The sequence below is a fragment of the Candidatus Protochlamydia sp. W-9 genome, from assembly GCF_001950615.1.
Lineage (GTDB): Bacteria > Chlamydiota > Chlamydiia > Chlamydiales > Parachlamydiaceae > Protochlamydia > Protochlamydia amoebophila.
In genome coordinates, this window is the sequence record NZ_BCPZ01000243.1 from 18,765 (window position 1) to 35,223 (window position 16,459).

Consider the following 16,459-nt stretch of genomic DNA (forward strand, 5'->3'; position numbering starts at 1 on the left):
AATTTTTTATTCATTCTGTGTTCTTTTAACCTTATCATTTGCAGAAATCATTTCTCTGGTCAATCTGAAAAAGCTTAAATTTAACACATAGATAAATGATAATAGGGTTTGACTTTAATCCATGACTTTTATTTTGACAAGAATAAAATGATAATTATTTTATTAATAGAACTAATATAAAAAAAGTCTAAATCTAATAAATTTATAATATAAATTATTTTATTTATAAATATTTGAACTTTCAAGTGAAAAAACCCAAGCTTTAGCGAGCTAAATATTTATTCAAGCAACAAAGAAAAATTTGACATGTTAAGAGATTTTTAATAGGTTAACAAATTTGACGGCTTTTAGTCAGAATGTCTAGATATTTTTTGAGTAATAAAATTTTAAACCTTCGAATTCTCCGACAATACATTTGGAAAAAGATTATGAAAGATGATTTAAGTGAGTTTCAGTTATCAGAAAAAGCTAAAGAAAAATTAAAAAATAAAAAACTTCTCAAAAAAGAGTTGGCAGAAGGTAAAACTGCTCAACAGATCATGGAACTTCAAGATTCCACGATGGCAAAGTTTTATGGAGCAGCTTATTATTTATTTGAGCATAAACGCTATGAAGATGCCGCCCACGCCTTTTTATTTTTAGCGACTTTAAATCCCTATATCCACGATTATTGGCTGGGTTTGGGGATGGCTACTCAAATGTGTCAAAATTACGAAGCTGCTATTGATGCTTACGAACTAGCAGCTTTTTGTGATATCAACAGCCCTGTACCCTATTTTTATTTAGCAAAATGCTTATTTGCCATCCATGATCGCGAAAGTGCTTTGCAAGCTTTAGATTTAGCTATTGAAACAGCGGGAGAATCTGGAGAATATACAGATTTGAAAAAACAAGCTGAAGAGGCAAAACGTATTTTATTGAACGATTAATTTTAAACTCGTGAACTTTGCCTCTCTACACTGATTTGAAAGAAACTGTCACTGTTAGATAAAATTTTGCAATCCTTACTTATGCATTCGAATCAAAAAAGATGGAATAAGAAGAAACCTTTACTATTACCTTTATCAGAATACACGTATTTTACAGGAAGGGGGGGATGTCTTCATCATTAAGATAATTTTTTATTAATTAAGTGGCTGCGTCAGAAACCAGCAAATGGGAAGAAAAAAAATCAAAATCTCAAATTCAATAGTTAGTTTTGTAAAGCGTTTTTTGATGTGGAAGAAAACCAGTGCAAATAGCTTTTGACTTGGTATAAGGATTAACAAAGAAAAAGTTTTGCTAGTGTTTTAACATGAAGGTATTAGTTTTTTTATTAAAACTTTTCGATTCAGGAAGATAATTGTAAAAGCTTTTGTTGCCAATTGATTGTGCACCCCTTTTTTATACAAGTAAATTCTGCTAAATTTTGCGATTTTCTTTTTAATTTTTTTATCCAAAACAGCTAGAGCTTGCGCGATTAAATCAGCAAGTTGTTTGTGTTAATGAAGTCATGACTGCCGTTTTATTAAACCATAATAATTCCATTTCCTCAGAAAATTCTAAGGCTCACTGTCTTCATTTTAAGCTAGATAAATTCAATTTATTATCCGACTTTTTTCTTTATTAAGAAAGACTTCTGAGGTTACCTATTCTCATTTATTCAGCTTCTTAAAAAAAGATTGACATCTGCAAGGTGATTATCTAGAAATCAAGACATGATGTATTTTGTTATTTCAATATATAAGAGTTTTAATTGGTTTAACCTGTTTAAAAACGTTAAAGGAGCTAACTATGGTTAAAGTTTCAGGATATGCCGCTCAACAAGCGACAACACCTTTAACTCCATTCACATTTGATCGACGCGAATTAAGATCAGAGGATGTGCAAATAGAAATTCTATATTGTGGGGTTTGCCATTCCGATTTGCATACAGCGCGCAATGAATGGAAAAGTACAATTTATCCTTTTGTTCCTGGTCATGAGATTGTGGGAAAAGTTTTAAAAGTTGGTAAAGATGTTAAAGATTTTAAAAAAGATGACGTGGTTGCTGTTGGATGTATGGTCGATTCTTGTCGAACTTGCTCTAGTTGTAAAGAACATTTAGAGCAATATTGTGAAAATGGACCAGTTTTTACCTATAATAGCTATGATAAGTATGATCAATCCATTACACAAGGAGGCTATTCAACCCAAATCGTTGTAGACCATCAATTTGTTCTTCATGTTCCAAAAGAATTTAAAGAAAAAGATTATCCAGGTGTAGCTCCTTTACTTTGTGCAGGAATTACGACTTACTCACCTTTGAAGCATTGGAATGTTGGAAAGGGAAGTAAAGTAGGCGTCGTTGGTCTCGGAGGTCTTGGGCACATGGCCATCAAATTAGCCCATGCAATGGAAGCTCATGTTGTCCTTTTTACCACATCAAAAAATAAAGAACAGGATGCGAAAAGATTAGGAGCTGATGAGGTGGTTATTTCAAAAAATGAAGAAGATGTTAAAAAATATAACGCTACTTTTGATTTTATCCTCGATACAGTGGCCGCTTCCCATAATTTAGATCCTTTGATTGCTTTATTAAAAAGAGAGGGAACTTTATGCTTGGTGGGTGCTCCTGAATTTCCTCATCCTTCTCCTACTGTCGACCAACTTATTTTTAAACGTAGGCAGATTGCAGGATCTTTAATTGGAGGAATTCAAGAAACGCAAGAAATGCTCGACTTTTGCGCGAAGCGTCGAATTACGGCCGATGTGGAAGTCATCCCGATCGAGAAAATCAATGACGCTTATGAGCGCATGCTAAAGGGTGATGTTAAATACCACTTTGTCATAGACAGCGCATCTTTGAAAAAGTAGGGATGCAAGCTACCAATGAGTAAATAAACTCATTGGTAGCAGATTGAATGATTATTTTTTTTGCGAGGTAGACTGAATAATAGTTTCAGGAGTCGCAGTTGTTGTTGTAGGATAAGGGTATTGCGAAACGGTGGTAACAGGATAGGCATTGTTGTAAATGACTGAAGATGCATTAATGGGCTGCTTTACCCCTGTCTTTTGAGCGCTAGGAATGGTTTGATAATATTGCCCACTGATTATGGGAATTTGTGAATTTGTGGAGGAATTAACAGGCTGTTGTTGAATAGTTGTGGAAGGATAGTTCGTTATCGGAGTTGTTGAAGTATAGGGATAACTGCTCGTAGAGGTATAGCTTGAAGTAGGATAAGGGTAATTGTAAGTCGGGTTTTGTGTCGTCGTTGTATAACGGCCACTGATAGATGCAGCCGAACTTGTATAAGGAGGAGCTACAGTAGAAGGAAAAGCACTCGGGGAGGTATAACGGCTTTCTGTGCTAGGTAGATTAGAATAGTCTGTCGAAGGAAAGGCTGTCACTGTTTGCTGCGAGACATAAGGTTTTTGCACGAATACAGCTTGGTTTGTCGTGTACGCAGGAAGCCTATTAGCGGTTCCTTGGCGCGAACTATAATCATAATTTGTATACAGAGAAGAATTGTAAGGAGATTGAACAAAAACTGCTTGCCCGCTTGTATACGGATAAGCGACTTGTGCTTGAATCAAAGAGAAGGAAAGCAAAGCAAATCCCATTATCCCCATAAAAATGATGTGGTAAACATTTTTCATAAACCTCCAATGAAGGAATTTTTAATTTTTTCTCTTTATTATATCATTTATTAAGAATTAAAAAAAATATTGCCATAGGTTCGCTTTAAATGATCAGCAAGTCTGCGAGCTAAGGCTAAGATTGTCAATGTCGGATTGGCATGTCCGGCAGTGGGAAAAATGGAACTTCCAGCAATAAATAAATTATTTACTCCAAAAACTTGACAATTTGAGTCAACAACTCCATCTTGAGCTTTTAAAGCCATTCGAGTCGTTCCCAGTTGGTGACTTGCATCTCTAAAAATTTCCATTGTTAAAGCATCAGCTTTCATATTTAGTTCTCCGACTTGGTGCTTTTTTAAAAGATTAGCAAAAATCGTGAGATAATTTTCAAAGCAAATTAAATCTTCTTTTCTAAACTTCCAATCTAAAGAAACAATATTCTGATTCAATGCATCTTTTTCATTTGTTAAAAATAGATGGCTATTTGCATTTGGAAGTTGTTCGAGATAAAATTTGATGGCATAAACTATTTGATTTTGTTCAATACGAGGAAAGATGTTTATACAATGATTGGGTAATCGCTCTTTTTTAAGTAATTCCCGATTTAAAGAGATACCTATTTCTAAAGTTTTATTTTTGTCAGAAAAAGTACGACCTTCAATAATGTCATTTTGATCATAAGGAAAAAGTAATCCTCCAAAACCTTTAGGATGGTCGAGCAAATTTCTTCCTACCCAATCACTATGGTTACCTACTCCTTTTTTTAACTGGGAACGAGAATTAAGAAGAAGTTTGGCATTTTCTATTGATCCGGCCGCTAAAATGTAAAATTGTGCTTCAACGTGCCAATCCTGTCCTCGTAAGGAGCGTACATGTAGATGTTTAACCGAATCTAAATTCTCTGAAAGTGCAATATTAACAACATGAGCTCCTAAAATTACTTGGATTGAGGAGGACGCGAGCTGTTTTTGAAATTTATGTTTACTATTTGTTGGATGTTTTTCTAGTAAATCTAAGCTCGGAGAAAAACCAGGTAATTGAGAAATTGTAAAGGGGAGGTCAGCGTTATGAGCATTAGCCCAAGTAAGATCTAATATTTGATAATCTTGCGCGATAGAAGCATAATAAGAATATAAATCTTGATAAGTGATGGGCCAAGCTGTTTCTGACAAGTCAAACCTCGATTCAAAATCAATTGGATCAAGAGTTTTCCATTTTCCTCCCCAAATATTTAATGTCCCTCCATACTGTTTTAAATGCGTTTGACCTTTTTTACTCATTTCAAAAGTAAAAAGATTTTGTGGGTCTAAGGACCTAATTTTTTTTCCTTGCTGCTTAAAATAAGTTAATTTTTGTGTTTCGAAATCAAATTCTTCTAAACCTGCTTCTAAAAGCAAAATGGAGCCAAATGAAGAAGCTAGCTGAGTAGCTATTTCAATCCCGGCTGCTCCTGCTCCAATAATACAAACTTTTGCTTTTGGAATAGAAGAATCTATATAGTCTTGAATGAAAGTAATCATATGATCTTTTGATAATAAGAGTGTATTTTTTCAAATGCTCTTTTTAAAGAGTCATAATATTCATTTTCGACGTGAATAAAACTTGGTAACGTAAAAACTCGCTGATCCATTTCTTCTGCGATAGGAAAATTCTTCTTATCAAGCTGTCGATAAGGTTCTAATCCTTGCCAAGCAGGACCTAAAGGCCCTCTTCCTTCTCCCCATAAATCAAATCCAGTATGAGCAAGCGTGCGTCGGTATTCACAAGAACCGACCCCAACACTGATAATAGGCACCCCTTCTTCGATTAAACTTTGGATAAATGTAGAAAAAGGTAGATTATTTAATTGAGAAGGATTGTAAATGACTTTTAAACCTCCATAGAAGCCTCCGACTTTAGCTTCTGTTTTAAGAAGGGGAAAAGAGATAAATGAAAAGTCTTTGAGAGCGTCTTGAGTTAAGCATGCATTGTCTGTTCGACACTGATTTCTGAAATCTAAACTTTCTAATGAAACTAGGGCAATCGCTAAGGCTAGGGGATGCGCTCTCCACTTAAGCCCAAGCACTTCACTATCTAATACTTCAAAAGGACTATTGTGTAATTCTTGCTTGATATTTTTTCGATGCAATTGGCAGTATGCCAGCATAGCTTGGTAAATGTCTTGATCATTTGTACACACAACACCCCCTTCGCCTCCAGCAACAGCTTTACCCATTGGATTGACACCTTGCAAACTGAAGCAAGTTGCATGCGAAAAATTACCGATCTTTTTTTTATTCCAATATCCTCCATGAGCATGAGAGGCATCTTCAACAACAGGAATTCCTTTATGGTTAGCAAGAGAAAGGATCTTATCAAGGTCGCAAATGCGTCCATTTAGATCTGTAATATTGATAGCTTTGGTACGCAGAGAAAGTTTTTTTTGAATTTCTTGAGGATTAATTAATAAGGACGAAGGGTCAATATCACAGAAAATTGGGCGAGCCCCCATATGAATCGCTCCTGAGTAACTCGCGATATAACCAACAGCCGGTGTTAAAACTTCATCTCCTGGCCCTATTCCAGCTGCAAAATAAGCGGCCATTAATGCAGCTGTCCCATGACTGAATGATAAGCAATACTGACATCCAATATAAGAAGCGAAAGCTTGTTCAAAATCTAGACTGATTCCAAATCCAGATCCTGATAATTCATCCCGATCAATTAATGCATTAATGAGTTTTTTTTCTTTATCTTTGGGTCGTTGCCATTTTTCTTCAAAAGCTTTTTTAAAAGCTTTTGGTCCACCCAAAATAGCTAATTCACTTGAATACATGATTTAAATAATCTTTTTTTGAGCGAGATCTAGAGTGCAATGTCCACATTTTTTAGCTTGAATTGGTATAGTCATTAAGCATTCTGGACATTCTCTTGTACAAGGAGCTTTATTACTTTTCTCATATAATCGGTTCATCCCTTTGATCACAATAAAGATTACAGAAGAAAGAATCAGTAGGTCAATCAGAGTGTTGACGAAAATTCCATATTTTACTGCAACTGGAGCTGCAGTACTTCCTGGTAAATGTAATTTTAAGGATAGAGCACTAAAATCAACGCCTCCTAATAGAAGACCAATTAAAGGCATAATGACATCGGTGACTAAAGAATTAACGGCTTTGCTAAATGCTCCACCGATGATGATTCCAATAGCTAAATCCACCATATTGCCACGAAGAGCGAATTCTTTAAACTCTTTTAACCAAGACATCATAATCTCCTAATAAGCAATTAACTTTATATGCTTAAAAAAGGGGAATTATGTCAATGAAGTTGGGTTGATGGATTAATAAAAGGCGAAAAAATAAAGCCTTTAGGTTTACTTTTGGATGTGATAAGTTAATTTATTTAATTTTTCTTTGGCAGTCAGCTTTGTGCATAAATCAAGTTAGAATTATAGATAAATATTTTCTAAAAACACTTTTCCTGGTTATTAGCTCAACTCTTAATACTAATCAAAATAAGAATTGTAAAGATTTCAAATTCTTTTTTTATTTCTTAAGGTAACAACATTACGAAGCTAATGATTTTTTAGTGAAAAAACATTGCTTCATTGTCAAATTAAATAATCGTCATATAATTTTTTTTATTTTAGCATAAATTTACCTTCTGCTAAATCAAATCTTCTTGAATTTGTTTTCGGTACTTTTCCATGAATTGAACCATAAAATACAGGTTATGGACTGTGGCTAAACTCATACACGTTAGTTCTCGAGCTTTGAAAAGATGATGAATATAAGCGAGAGAAAAATGATGGCAGGTAGGGCAGTGGCATCCTTTTTCAATGGAATTAAAGTTTGTCGCATACTCAGATTTGGTGATATTTAATGGACCTCGCTTAGTCAATAAAATGCCATGTCTAGCAGCTCTTGTTGGGTATGAGCTATCAAAAGTATCAATTCCAAGCGGAACGCTTCGCTCGATAGATGGAAGGTCTCCAATTCCTAAAAGGTGATTTGGTTTATCTTCAGGAAGAAGAGGAAGGGTGAGAGACAGAAGTGTATGCATTTCGTCTTTGGTTTTACCCATACTTCCCCCGACTGCAAATCCATCAAAAGGAAGTTCTGTTAGAATAGCACAGCTTTCTTTTCGTAAATCTGGATCAATTCCTCCATGAACCACAGCGTACATGGCTTGCTTTTGAGGGTTTTTTAAGTGAGCCTCTAAAGATCGTTTTTCCCAACGATGAGTTCGATCTAAAGATTTTTTTAAGACATCGCGGGCTATATGATAAGGGGGGAGCTCATCAAAAGGAATGATAATGTCAGCTCCCAAGTCTTTTTGAGCTTTAATTGAACTTTCGGGAGTTAATAAAACCTTAGAGCCGTCTCGATAAGAACGAAATAAGACCCCTTCTTCCGTAATTTTAAGAACACATCCTCCTTGCTTTTTGGTTCCCCTGCTCTTTAATTCATCAGCGACAGAGCCATAAGCTAAGCTAAATACTTGGAAACCTCCTGAATCGGTAATGATCGGAAGTTTTCGTTGGATGAAAGAATGTAAACCGCCTGCTTGTCTGACAATATCAGTTCCAGGTTGAAGCATCATGTGATAAGTATTACAAAACATCAGTTGTAATCCGATGTCATGTAACATGGTGTTGTTCAAAGCTTTAACTGTTCCATTAGTTCCGACGGCAACAAAATTGGGAGTATCAATTATTCCGTGAGGGGTATGAATGCGACCAACGCGAGCGCGTGATTTTTTAGAGCGATGGATAAGTTCGAATTTAAAATACGTCATGTATTGGCCCACTTTACAAAAGGAGTAAAACAAAAAATTACAATTAATTTAACCATAAAACTGACAACAATAATGTCTGTCACTGAAGAAACAATTCCATATAAACCAGCAAAGCTAAATAAAAATGTATCTAAAAATTGAGATAAAATAAGCGCTATTGCTGCTCGAAAGGCAAAACTTATATTTGGAAGCTTTCTTTTTAAGAATGTAAAAAAACGGATGTCAATTTGCTGAACGATAAAAAAGACGCTCATCGAAGCAAGGAGTAAACGAGGGGTGACAGATAAAATCATCAAAAATGCAGGTTGTGAAGTATCATTCAAGCTAGGTTCATAAAGCAAATGGATTTGGGAAACGAAAACAAAAAAAATCATAAAGAAAAAGCAAATCCATGTTGCTTGGTTTGCGTCTTCTTTTTCGTGATATTCTTGTAAAAAATTAAGTCCTAGTAAACTGCCTATGGCAAATGCATCACTTGCTGTGACTTCAAGCCCGAGCAAAACAATTTGCTTGAGGACAAATAGATTGGCGATCAGAGCTTGGACAGCGACCCAAGCGATCAAGGCAGTCTTTCCTAAGCGTTTAGCTATCAAAGCAAAGCTAATAATCAATATTGTCTGAATAAAAAATAAAATCTCGTTCATAACTAAAATATTATATCATATTTAAGCTTTTGAAGGTAGATTTGTTAAATTTAATATCTGCAAAAATTGACTCATTAAAATATTCTTTTTGTTAATATGTTATTTTTAAAATGAATATAAATTTTTTGATTTGGAAATCATTTTGGTCGATTGAAATGAAAAATTTCTAAGTCAGTAAACCCAAAAAATTAGATGAGCCTGTAAAATTCTGCTTTTAGATTTTACAGGTTTGTTCTTTTGATATCACAATTAATACGAGGTTTTATGAATCTTGCATGGCTATTAGCTGAATTTATTGGAACTTTTACGTTGATTTTTATCGGGGTAGGCGCAATTTGTTTAAATGAGATGAATCCTGGCAGTGTGGGGCTTGTCGGAATTGCCCTTGCTCATGGACTTGCCATTGCTGTGATGGTGTCTAACGTTGGCCATATTTCAGGAGGAAAACTTAATCCAGCTGTTTCTATAGGAGTCTTAATCGGTGGAAGGTCGGACTGGAAAACAACAGTGGCAGAAATTTTTGCTCAGTTAGCAGGTGCTGTATTTGCAGCACTATGCCTTAAAATAATCTTTCCAACAAATGTCACAGAATTGACAAAATTAGGGACTCCTGTTTTAGCAGATGGAGTTTCTATGGGAATAGGTATTATGGCTGAGGCAATTTTAACATTTCTCTTAGTATTTACCGTTTACGCCGCTGCAGTCGATCCGAAAGGGGCTTTTAAATCAATTGCTGGTTTTACTATTGGTGGTGTAATTATCTTTGATATACTTGCAGGTGGTGGATTAACAGGTGCAGCCATGAATCCTGCTCGCGCATTTGGACCTGCTCTTGTCAGCGGAGAATGGATTGATCAAATTGTTTATTGGATTGGTCCAATTCTTGGTGGATCGTTAGCTGGTTTACTTTATAGCAAGTTAATGTTAAAAGATTTAACAACTTTATCTACTCCTTCCGTTTAATTTATTGGAGACTGGATCTCTAATTATTCAGTCTTTTTTTTAAATATTAAAAAATTTCTAAATATTAACAGTAATTTAATAAAAGTCAATTTTGTTTGAAATTTAATATAAATATTGAAATTTCCATTTTATACTTAATAAAATATATTTATGCTTTTAATATTTAATATAAAGGGAGTTTTATGAGTTCAATTAATTGGAGATCACCACTTCAAGAAATTATTCCAGTTGAAGTCAATTTACAAATTCTTTCATTTTTAGGAAAAAGAGACCTACAAGCAGTTACCTGCACATGCAAAATATTTGAAAATTTATCAAAAGATTTTCAAATATGGAAACCAAAACTGAAATTGAATTTGGGGAATTTGTAGCTAAAGGAGCAAAACAACCTAAGAGTTGGAAGCAAACTTATGAAGAGCTTAAAGTTAGCAAAACAACTCGTGACGAAAGTATAGATCAGATCATTCAGACACAAATAAAAAAAACAACAACGAATGATCTTCAATTTCGCACAAATAGTGCAGCTTCAGCACTATTTGGATTTGCGACGCCTAATCCAAGCACGCATTATTCTCCAACTGGGCAAATAGGTTCACTTGGTAATCGCAAAATAACTGTTTACAAAAAAAATGCTTAATAACATGAGTGATTCTTGCTCCTTGAAAAAAGGGGCTACTTTATACTTATAAAATTTTGAAATAAACTAGTGAATACATTACAGCTGCATTGCAATAAATTATATTAGAAAGGCAGTTTTATTTTTATTGAAAATGGAAAATTTCCTTTCCTACTATCTTCCACTTTCTATTGTGGAATAAATTTAACTCTTTCAGACATTTTCTAAATGATTTTCCTAATAGAAGCTAAGAGATAATGAAATAAGCTGTTAAAACGAATAGCATTAAGGTAGCGGTAAATTTATCTCCATATCCGATCCGACATTGGTTAGCAATTTTAGAAGCATTCTAAAAATAGTGATATAATTTGGAGAATTATTGCTCAAAAATAGGACATGAGAAAGCAATGAAACTTTTGAAATATTTGCTAATAGAACTATAGAAAAGGCTACAGAGTTTGGAATGGATTGTATAGTTTCTCAAGCTTGGTTAGATGTAGGTGTTTTATCTACAACTTCTGATACCATGGAATATGAAGCAGAATCTGAACAAGGCTAATTTCAGGCTCCTGAATATAGTTTTAATGGCTTTTAAGAGAATGTTTAACTTTGATTTTTTCTAATTTAAAAAAGAATCAAACCTCATAAACTAGAATGTATTATATTCTCATTTATTCAAAACTGGAAAAGCCTAACTTTTTAGGGTTGGAGGATGAATTGCGCAATTTTAAATTGCAAAGATTGGCTTTTTTCTATTTTGGGAAAGTGAAGTTTATTTTTAGCAATTAAATGGATCCAATAAACTTTTTTTATTTGATTTTAATGACGTGCAAAACAATATCCAACAAAACCTCTCCTCTCCCAAGCCTGTAAAAAACCTTCCTCTTCATATGCTATAAGAGTGTCTGAATCTAAAGAAAAAGCAGGATCCATGCAAAGAATTTCCCGATTTTGAGCATGATAACCTCTAATGACAACAAGATGCCCTGATTGGTAAGTTTGAGCACTTCCTTTTAAAGGGCCTTTCAAACTGACAACGATGGGGCAATTATTTTTTAGTTGAGCAATAATTTGATTAAAAGAAGTAAATCTTGCTACCCACCCTCTCCATGCTTTTCCTAATTCTACAAAAGCTTGTGCTATGTTGAATGACCAGTTGCCATAAATATCAAATGCATGATCGTAGACATGTTGAGCAAAATGAGTCGCTTGAAGGGTATTCGTTTGTGTTAAATATCGAATAGTGGCAGTTGTTGAAGTCGGAGAACAAAGACTTGCAAAACGAGGATGATCAAGAGTCATTTGAGATAAAGGGGAAATATTAAGGGGATTCACTCTCATAGGAGAAGCCTCTTTATTAAAAGTGGGCGTTCCTAAGGTTGTGCAAGCGTGTAAGCAAAAAAAATTTTTTAAGTTAGCGTGATCTATAGCTTCAATGCGTATTCTTAATTTTTTAGCTTTGGAAACATTTGGGCAAACCACAATATCTTGAAAAGAAGAAATATTTGATGCGTTATCTGTTACGTTAAAGCTTTTTTGTTTGTCTTTATGCCAAGCTGCATAAGGAAGCCATGCAGACCATTGCGTCGTATAAAGAGAGGTAGAAATGAGATAAAATCCTTGTGACGGACGGAAAGCATTCCAAGAAACAATTAACTCGTCGAAAAAGGAAATACCTTCTAATTCCCATTCATAAATTTTTTGAAGAGGGTCTTTTATTTGTAACTCATGATGAGTTATTGTTGATGAAGGAAAAGTCAAAATAATCCAACTAAATTGTATCAAAATTTGTTTTAAAAAATCTTTTTCTAATTTATAGAAAGCTTGAATAAAATGAAATTTCTTGAGTTTCATCTCTTCCTAGATTAGGATAACACATAAATATTTTCTTAAGAATTTGAGATTAAAAGGAGAGCGTCGGATGAGTCCATCGCATCGCCCTGTTGTCATTACAGGCAATTGGAAAATGTATAAAACCATTAAAGAGGCTTGCACTTTTGCAAAAGCCTTACTTCCAGTGGTTGAAGTAAGCCCTATTCAAGTATGGATTGCTGTTCCTTTTACAGCCATTTATCCTGTTAAACAAGAGATTCGAAATTCGCGATTAGTAATTGGTGCGCAAAATATGAACGATGCCTCTGAAGGGGCTTTTACAGGCGAAATCGCAGGTAAAATGGTTAAAGAAGCAGGTGCTTCCTTTGTTTTATTGGGGCACTCTGAACGTCGCCATCTTTATAAAGAAGATAATGCTTTTATTAATCGAAAAGTGAAGAAAGCTTTAGAAATTGGCCTCACTCCTGTGCTTTGTGTTGGTGAAACATTCGAAGAACGAAAATCCGGTGAAACCCAACAAATCATTCGTACCCAAATACAAGAATGTTTAGCTGAATTAACAGCTGAAGACTTAAAGTCCTTAATAATTGCTTACGAACCTGTTTGGGCTATTGGAAATGGCCAAAACGCGAAACCTGAAGGAGCACAAGAAATTCATCAGTTTTGTCGAAAAATTATTAAAGAAATTTTTTCTGAAGAGTTAGCCGAACAGATTGTCATTCAATATGGCGGATCGGTGAACCCTTCTAACGCAATCTCATTACTTAAGCAACCCGATATTGATGGCCTTTTAATCGGAGGCGCATCACTTTCTCTTGAATCTTTTGTTGAAATTGTGAATGATGGTGGGTCAATATTCAATCTGAAGGCAAAATTACTATGACATTCCTATATTTTTTTACTATTACGCTCTTTTTGATTATTTGCGCATTGCTTTGTGCAGTTATTTTGATGCAAGAAAGCAAAAGTTCTGGGCTCGGAGCTTCTTTTGGTGGAGATTCTAGCGAATCTTTATTTGGAACGTCGACAGCGGATGTTTTGAAAAAGGTTACGGCATGGTTAGCTGTTATTTTTCTTACTGCTTGTATTCTTTTGTCTTTATGGACGAGTGCTCTTGGCCGCTCACAAAATAATGCTCCTGCCTTTACAATGGAACGTATCGAATCTCAATAAATTGTCGACTCCAGACTTGCTTATCTATTGAGTGAGTCTGGATTATAGTTATCGCTTATGATAAGTCGTTAAACTAATGTCCCCTTTAATTCTATTCCATTATTATTACTATCATTTTCTTAGTTATTAATTGGAACATGCTGAGAAGTAAAATTATTTTCAAAATAGCTATCGTTAATCTCATCGACAGCTATGTCCCAACCTTCATTAAATAATGATATCGCCATCTCATTCAGGTACTAGGTTATATTGTAATCCGTATCTACCAATTCAGATCTTGTTGTGCAGGAGAAAAATTTTTATCTATATAAGTAATTTTACAAAGAATCTTTAACAGAATTTTCAAGCAAAAATTTACATACTTGAAATCCTTTGTTTTGAGCTAAGATATCATCCATCCACGGAATGTTCATTTAATGATTTAATGATAAATTTATTTTCGAATAAATTAAATCTTTTAGAAAGATTAAAAGTTTAATTTTTACTATATTTCTTTTTGATTTCTCTTAAAAATTTTTCAATGCCTTTTTTGCGTTTAGAGGGTAAGCGATCTATGTATAAAACTCCATTAACATGATCATTTTCGTGCATAATCACATGGGCATCAAAACCTTCAAATTCTTCTGTAAAAGTATGTCCATTTAAATCTGTGGCTTGAATTGTCACTTTTAAAGGGCGGGAAACAGTTTCTCTCATGCCTGGAATGGAAAGACAAGCTTCTTGACATGCCCAAACTTCTTGGCTGTAAGAAAGGATTTTGGGATTAATAAACACTCTTACTTGACCGGGAATAACTTGGTCGTTTTCAAGGTATTGAGGAATACAAGTGATAAATAATGAGAGAGATTGATGGACTTGAGGAGCAGCTAAACCACACCCGTCATTTGCTTCCATTGTTTCTATCATGTCTTGAACAAGCTGTTTAATTGTGTCATTAATTTCTACAATTTGTGACCCTTTTTTACGCAAAACTGAATCACCATAATAAGCTAAAGGAAGCTTCATAATTTATTTCTCTCGTTTAATATTAGTTTCATCGTAGCATAAAATTCGAATTTATAGTATTTTAAACTAAAATTTACATGCTAATTTTTGTAAGCTATTTTCATAGCTTATTTAAATGACTTAAGAGAATATGTTGTGCGCTATACAAAGACGGGGGTTCTGAAGTAACAACTACAACAATTTTCGATTTAAGTCTTAAAACAATTTAAAAGTGGGCCTAAAAGAAAAAAGTACGAAGCCTAATGCCGAAAATAAGGGCAACTTATGCTAGTAAAGATAAAAGATAAAATTTTTATTAAAATTTATTACGTCTTAACCAGATGCCTATAAAAGAAATTGTCGCTCATTTGGTGTCATTGTACAAGCCATTTTTTATGCTTGTAAACGACAAATATCATTTTAAAAAAAATTGTATTCCATCCATTTCAAAAAACAAAAAGATTTAATTCAATTTGCTGGATGTCAAATACCTTCCTTGCCCCCTATTCACCAGATTTGAATCCAATAAAATTATTCAAGGATAATTTAAAGAGAATTCTTAGAACCTATTTAAAATCTTTTTAAAAGGAGAACCACAAACGCCAAAATGAGCAGATTTAAGTTTGTATTCAATTTTCTTTCGCAGTTTTTCCATCACCTTCTGCATTTTTCTAGCCAGCTAAAAGAGCGCTCGACGACCCATCTTTTCGGAATCACTTAAATGCTGTCATATTAGAGGAAATCGAAGAATTAGAGATTAGGGCATTAGAGGTAGATGAACTTCACAACTTTGTTGGTTGAAAAGCAAATGAACAATGGTTTTGGTTGATAAAGCATAGAAAAACAAGAGTTTGGCTTTTCATGAAGGAAAACAGGGTAGTGCTAAATAGGTAAGGCTTTCAATTGTCTATTGTAATCACAAATGAAGTATTTTATTAACTAAATGTGATTAGTTAGTTTTTTTAGAAAATGAAAGTGTTTTCCTTACAAGTCTTGCATATTTTTGTTTGAGAGCACAATTAAATCTTTCAATGTCGCTTGTCTGACCAGATTGCTTGCTAACTGGTTGATGTTGACTCCAAGGAATGGTTTCATCATAGACATTAAATTTATCAGTGAAATAGAGAGCCTTCTTTAGGGATTCAGGTCATTTTGCAAAAAGAAGCTCAGCGGTTTTATATCTCGAGAAACCACTTGCCTAGCAAGCACTTGGCGGCTTTTTTTATGCAAGTTGAGCCATAACCACTGATCATTTTTCTTATTTCCTACAAAACTCCATCGCTCATTTCCTTCAAGTTTAGCTACTTCTAACTTATATTTCTCGTGGCAAGTGACTTGTACATTTAAATTCTCAGGCAAATCATGGATCCTGAAATTAATAAAATCTAGCAGCCATGGCATCCTTGCATCAAAAATTCTACAAATTTTATTAAGAGACACTCTTTCTAAAAGAGCTTTTCTGACAAGTTCCTTTGTTTGTATGACTTTTCTTGCAAAACTATCAGAAGATTTAAAAAAAGCTGAATTTTACACAGATAAATTCAATATTTACCTCGAAGTCTTATCCTTTTTAGCCAGCATAAGCCATATAGCAAACAAATCAGAGAAGACAAATGGCATTGAAAGATTTAATTGTGCTTTAAGACTTGTTAGAAAAACACTACTATTTTCTAAAAAACTTACAAATTATATTAGAATCCTTAAGCATTTTATCTTTGTTTATAATAATTGCTTACTTTCACCTCTTGTTTATGGCTCCCTTCATTTCTATATGAATAAATTTCTAAATTTTTTTATCAATAAATATTGAGATAAATTTAAAATTAAATTTTATTACATTAAATTTTTAATAAAATCAAAATAAATA

General features: G+C 34.0%; 15 protein-coding genes and 3 pseudogenes. 8 read left to right on the plus strand and 10 right to left on the minus strand.

The features are described from left to right. Positions 1-428 precede the first annotated feature (428 nt). Entirely contained in the window at positions 429-929 is a 501-nt protein-coding gene (locus BU804_RS07725; RefSeq protein WP_075883619.1) for a SycD/LcrH family type III secretion system chaperone, read from the plus strand. A gap of 844 nt (positions 930-1,773) precedes the next feature. After that, positions 1,774-2,835, plus strand: a complete 1,062-nt coding sequence (locus BU804_RS07730; RefSeq protein WP_075883620.1) for an NAD(P)-dependent alcohol dehydrogenase — start codon at positions 1,774-1,776, stop codon at positions 2,833-2,835. 51 nt (positions 2,836-2,886) lie between these two features. On the opposite strand, the gene BU804_RS07735 is transcribed toward BU804_RS07730, so the two are convergent. From BU804_RS07735 to BU804_RS07760, 6 genes are all read right to left on the minus strand, one after another. Then, positions 2,887-3,618: a hypothetical protein gene (locus tag BU804_RS07735; protein ID WP_075883621.1), complete on the minus strand. Its 732-nt coding sequence runs from the start codon at positions 3,616-3,618 to the stop codon at positions 2,887-2,889. Positions 3,619-3,668: 50 nt separating this feature from the next. After that, positions 3,669-5,120 (minus strand): GMC oxidoreductase, encoded by a 1,452-nt coding sequence (locus tag BU804_RS07740; RefSeq protein WP_075883622.1) that lies wholly within the window; start codon positions 5,118-5,120, stop codon positions 3,669-3,671. Next, the gene (locus tag BU804_RS07745; protein WP_075883623.1) at positions 5,117-6,415 is read right to left on the minus strand and encodes a DegT/DnrJ/EryC1/StrS family aminotransferase; all 1,299 of its coding nucleotides are present in this window, start codon (positions 6,413-6,415) and stop codon (positions 5,117-5,119) included. Before BU804_RS07745 ends, BU804_RS07740 begins: the two co-directional genes overlap by 4 nt. A 3-nt stretch (positions 6,416-6,418) precedes the next feature. Then, a complete protein-coding gene (mscL, locus tag BU804_RS07750) occupies positions 6,419-6,847 on the minus strand; it encodes a large conductance mechanosensitive channel protein MscL (RefSeq protein ID WP_075883624.1) in 429 nt (142 codons plus the stop codon). A 401-nt stretch (positions 6,848-7,248) separates the two neighbouring features. Next, positions 7,249-8,379, minus strand: a complete 1,131-nt coding sequence (tgt, locus tag BU804_RS07755) for a tRNA guanosine(34) transglycosylase Tgt (protein WP_075883625.1) — start codon at positions 8,377-8,379, stop codon at positions 7,249-7,251. Next, positions 8,376-9,023 carry a queuosine precursor transporter gene (locus tag BU804_RS07760; protein WP_052236338.1) on the minus strand — a complete coding sequence of 216 codons (648 nt, stop codon included), beginning with the start codon at positions 9,021-9,023 and terminating at the stop codon, positions 8,376-8,378. Before BU804_RS07760 ends, tgt begins: the two co-directional genes overlap by 4 nt. A gap of 264 nt (positions 9,024-9,287) precedes the next feature. On the opposite strand from BU804_RS07760, the gene BU804_RS07765 reads away from it, so the two are divergent. From BU804_RS07765 to BU804_RS07775, 3 genes are all read left to right on the plus strand, one after another. Next, positions 9,288-9,986 (plus strand): MIP/aquaporin family protein, encoded by a 699-nt coding sequence (locus tag BU804_RS07765; protein WP_075883626.1) that lies wholly within the window; start codon positions 9,288-9,290, stop codon positions 9,984-9,986. A gap of 182 nt (positions 9,987-10,168) precedes the next feature. Beyond that, positions 10,169-10,357 (plus strand): F-box-like domain-containing protein, encoded by a 189-nt coding sequence (locus BU804_RS17625; protein ID WP_075883627.1) that lies wholly within the window; start codon positions 10,169-10,171, stop codon positions 10,355-10,357. Continuing rightward, positions 10,318-10,623 carry a hypothetical protein gene (locus tag BU804_RS07775; protein ID WP_075883628.1) on the plus strand — a complete coding sequence of 102 codons (306 nt, stop codon included), beginning with the start codon at positions 10,318-10,320 and terminating at the stop codon, positions 10,621-10,623. Before BU804_RS17625 ends, BU804_RS07775 begins: the two co-directional genes overlap by 40 nt. 798 nt (positions 10,624-11,421) lie before the next feature. On the opposite strand, the gene BU804_RS07780 is transcribed toward BU804_RS07775, so the two are convergent. Then, positions 11,422-12,456: a C39 family peptidase gene (locus tag BU804_RS07780; protein ID WP_075883629.1), complete on the minus strand. Its 1,035-nt coding sequence runs from the start codon at positions 12,454-12,456 to the stop codon at positions 11,422-11,424. A gap of 67 nt (positions 12,457-12,523) precedes the next feature. Here BU804_RS07780 and tpiA point away from each other — a divergent pair, with 67 nt between their 5' ends. Next, complete coding sequence (gene tpiA, locus BU804_RS07785) at positions 12,524-13,318, plus strand: triose-phosphate isomerase (protein WP_075883630.1); 795 nt, start codon at positions 12,524-12,526, stop codon at positions 13,316-13,318. After that, complete coding sequence (gene secG / locus BU804_RS07790) at positions 13,315-13,608, plus strand: preprotein translocase subunit SecG (protein WP_042279159.1); 294 nt, start codon at positions 13,315-13,317, stop codon at positions 13,606-13,608. Before tpiA ends, secG begins: the two co-directional genes overlap by 4 nt. Positions 13,609-14,082: 474 nt before the next feature. Here secG and def read toward each other — a convergent pair whose 3' ends face one another. Both def and BU804_RS07800 read right to left on the minus strand, forming a co-directional pair. Further along, positions 14,083-14,613, minus strand: a complete 531-nt coding sequence (def, locus tag BU804_RS07795; protein WP_075883631.1) for a peptide deformylase — start codon at positions 14,611-14,613, stop codon at positions 14,083-14,085. A gap of 549 nt (positions 14,614-15,162) precedes the next feature. Then, positions 15,163-15,309 (minus strand): annotated as a pseudogene (locus BU804_RS07800) (transposase); the annotation flags it as partial. Positions 15,310-15,330: 21 nt separating this feature from the next. On the opposite strand from BU804_RS07800, the pseudogene BU804_RS17630 reads away from it, so the two are divergent. Next, positions 15,331-15,459, plus strand: a pseudogene (locus BU804_RS17630) (IS1 family transposase); the annotation flags it as partial. Positions 15,460-15,531: 72 nt separating this feature from the next. On the opposite strand, the pseudogene BU804_RS07805 reads toward BU804_RS17630, so the two are convergent. Next, positions 15,532-16,074, minus strand: a pseudogene (locus tag BU804_RS07805) (IS1 family transposase); the annotation flags it as partial. Positions 16,075-16,459 lie beyond the last annotated feature (385 nt).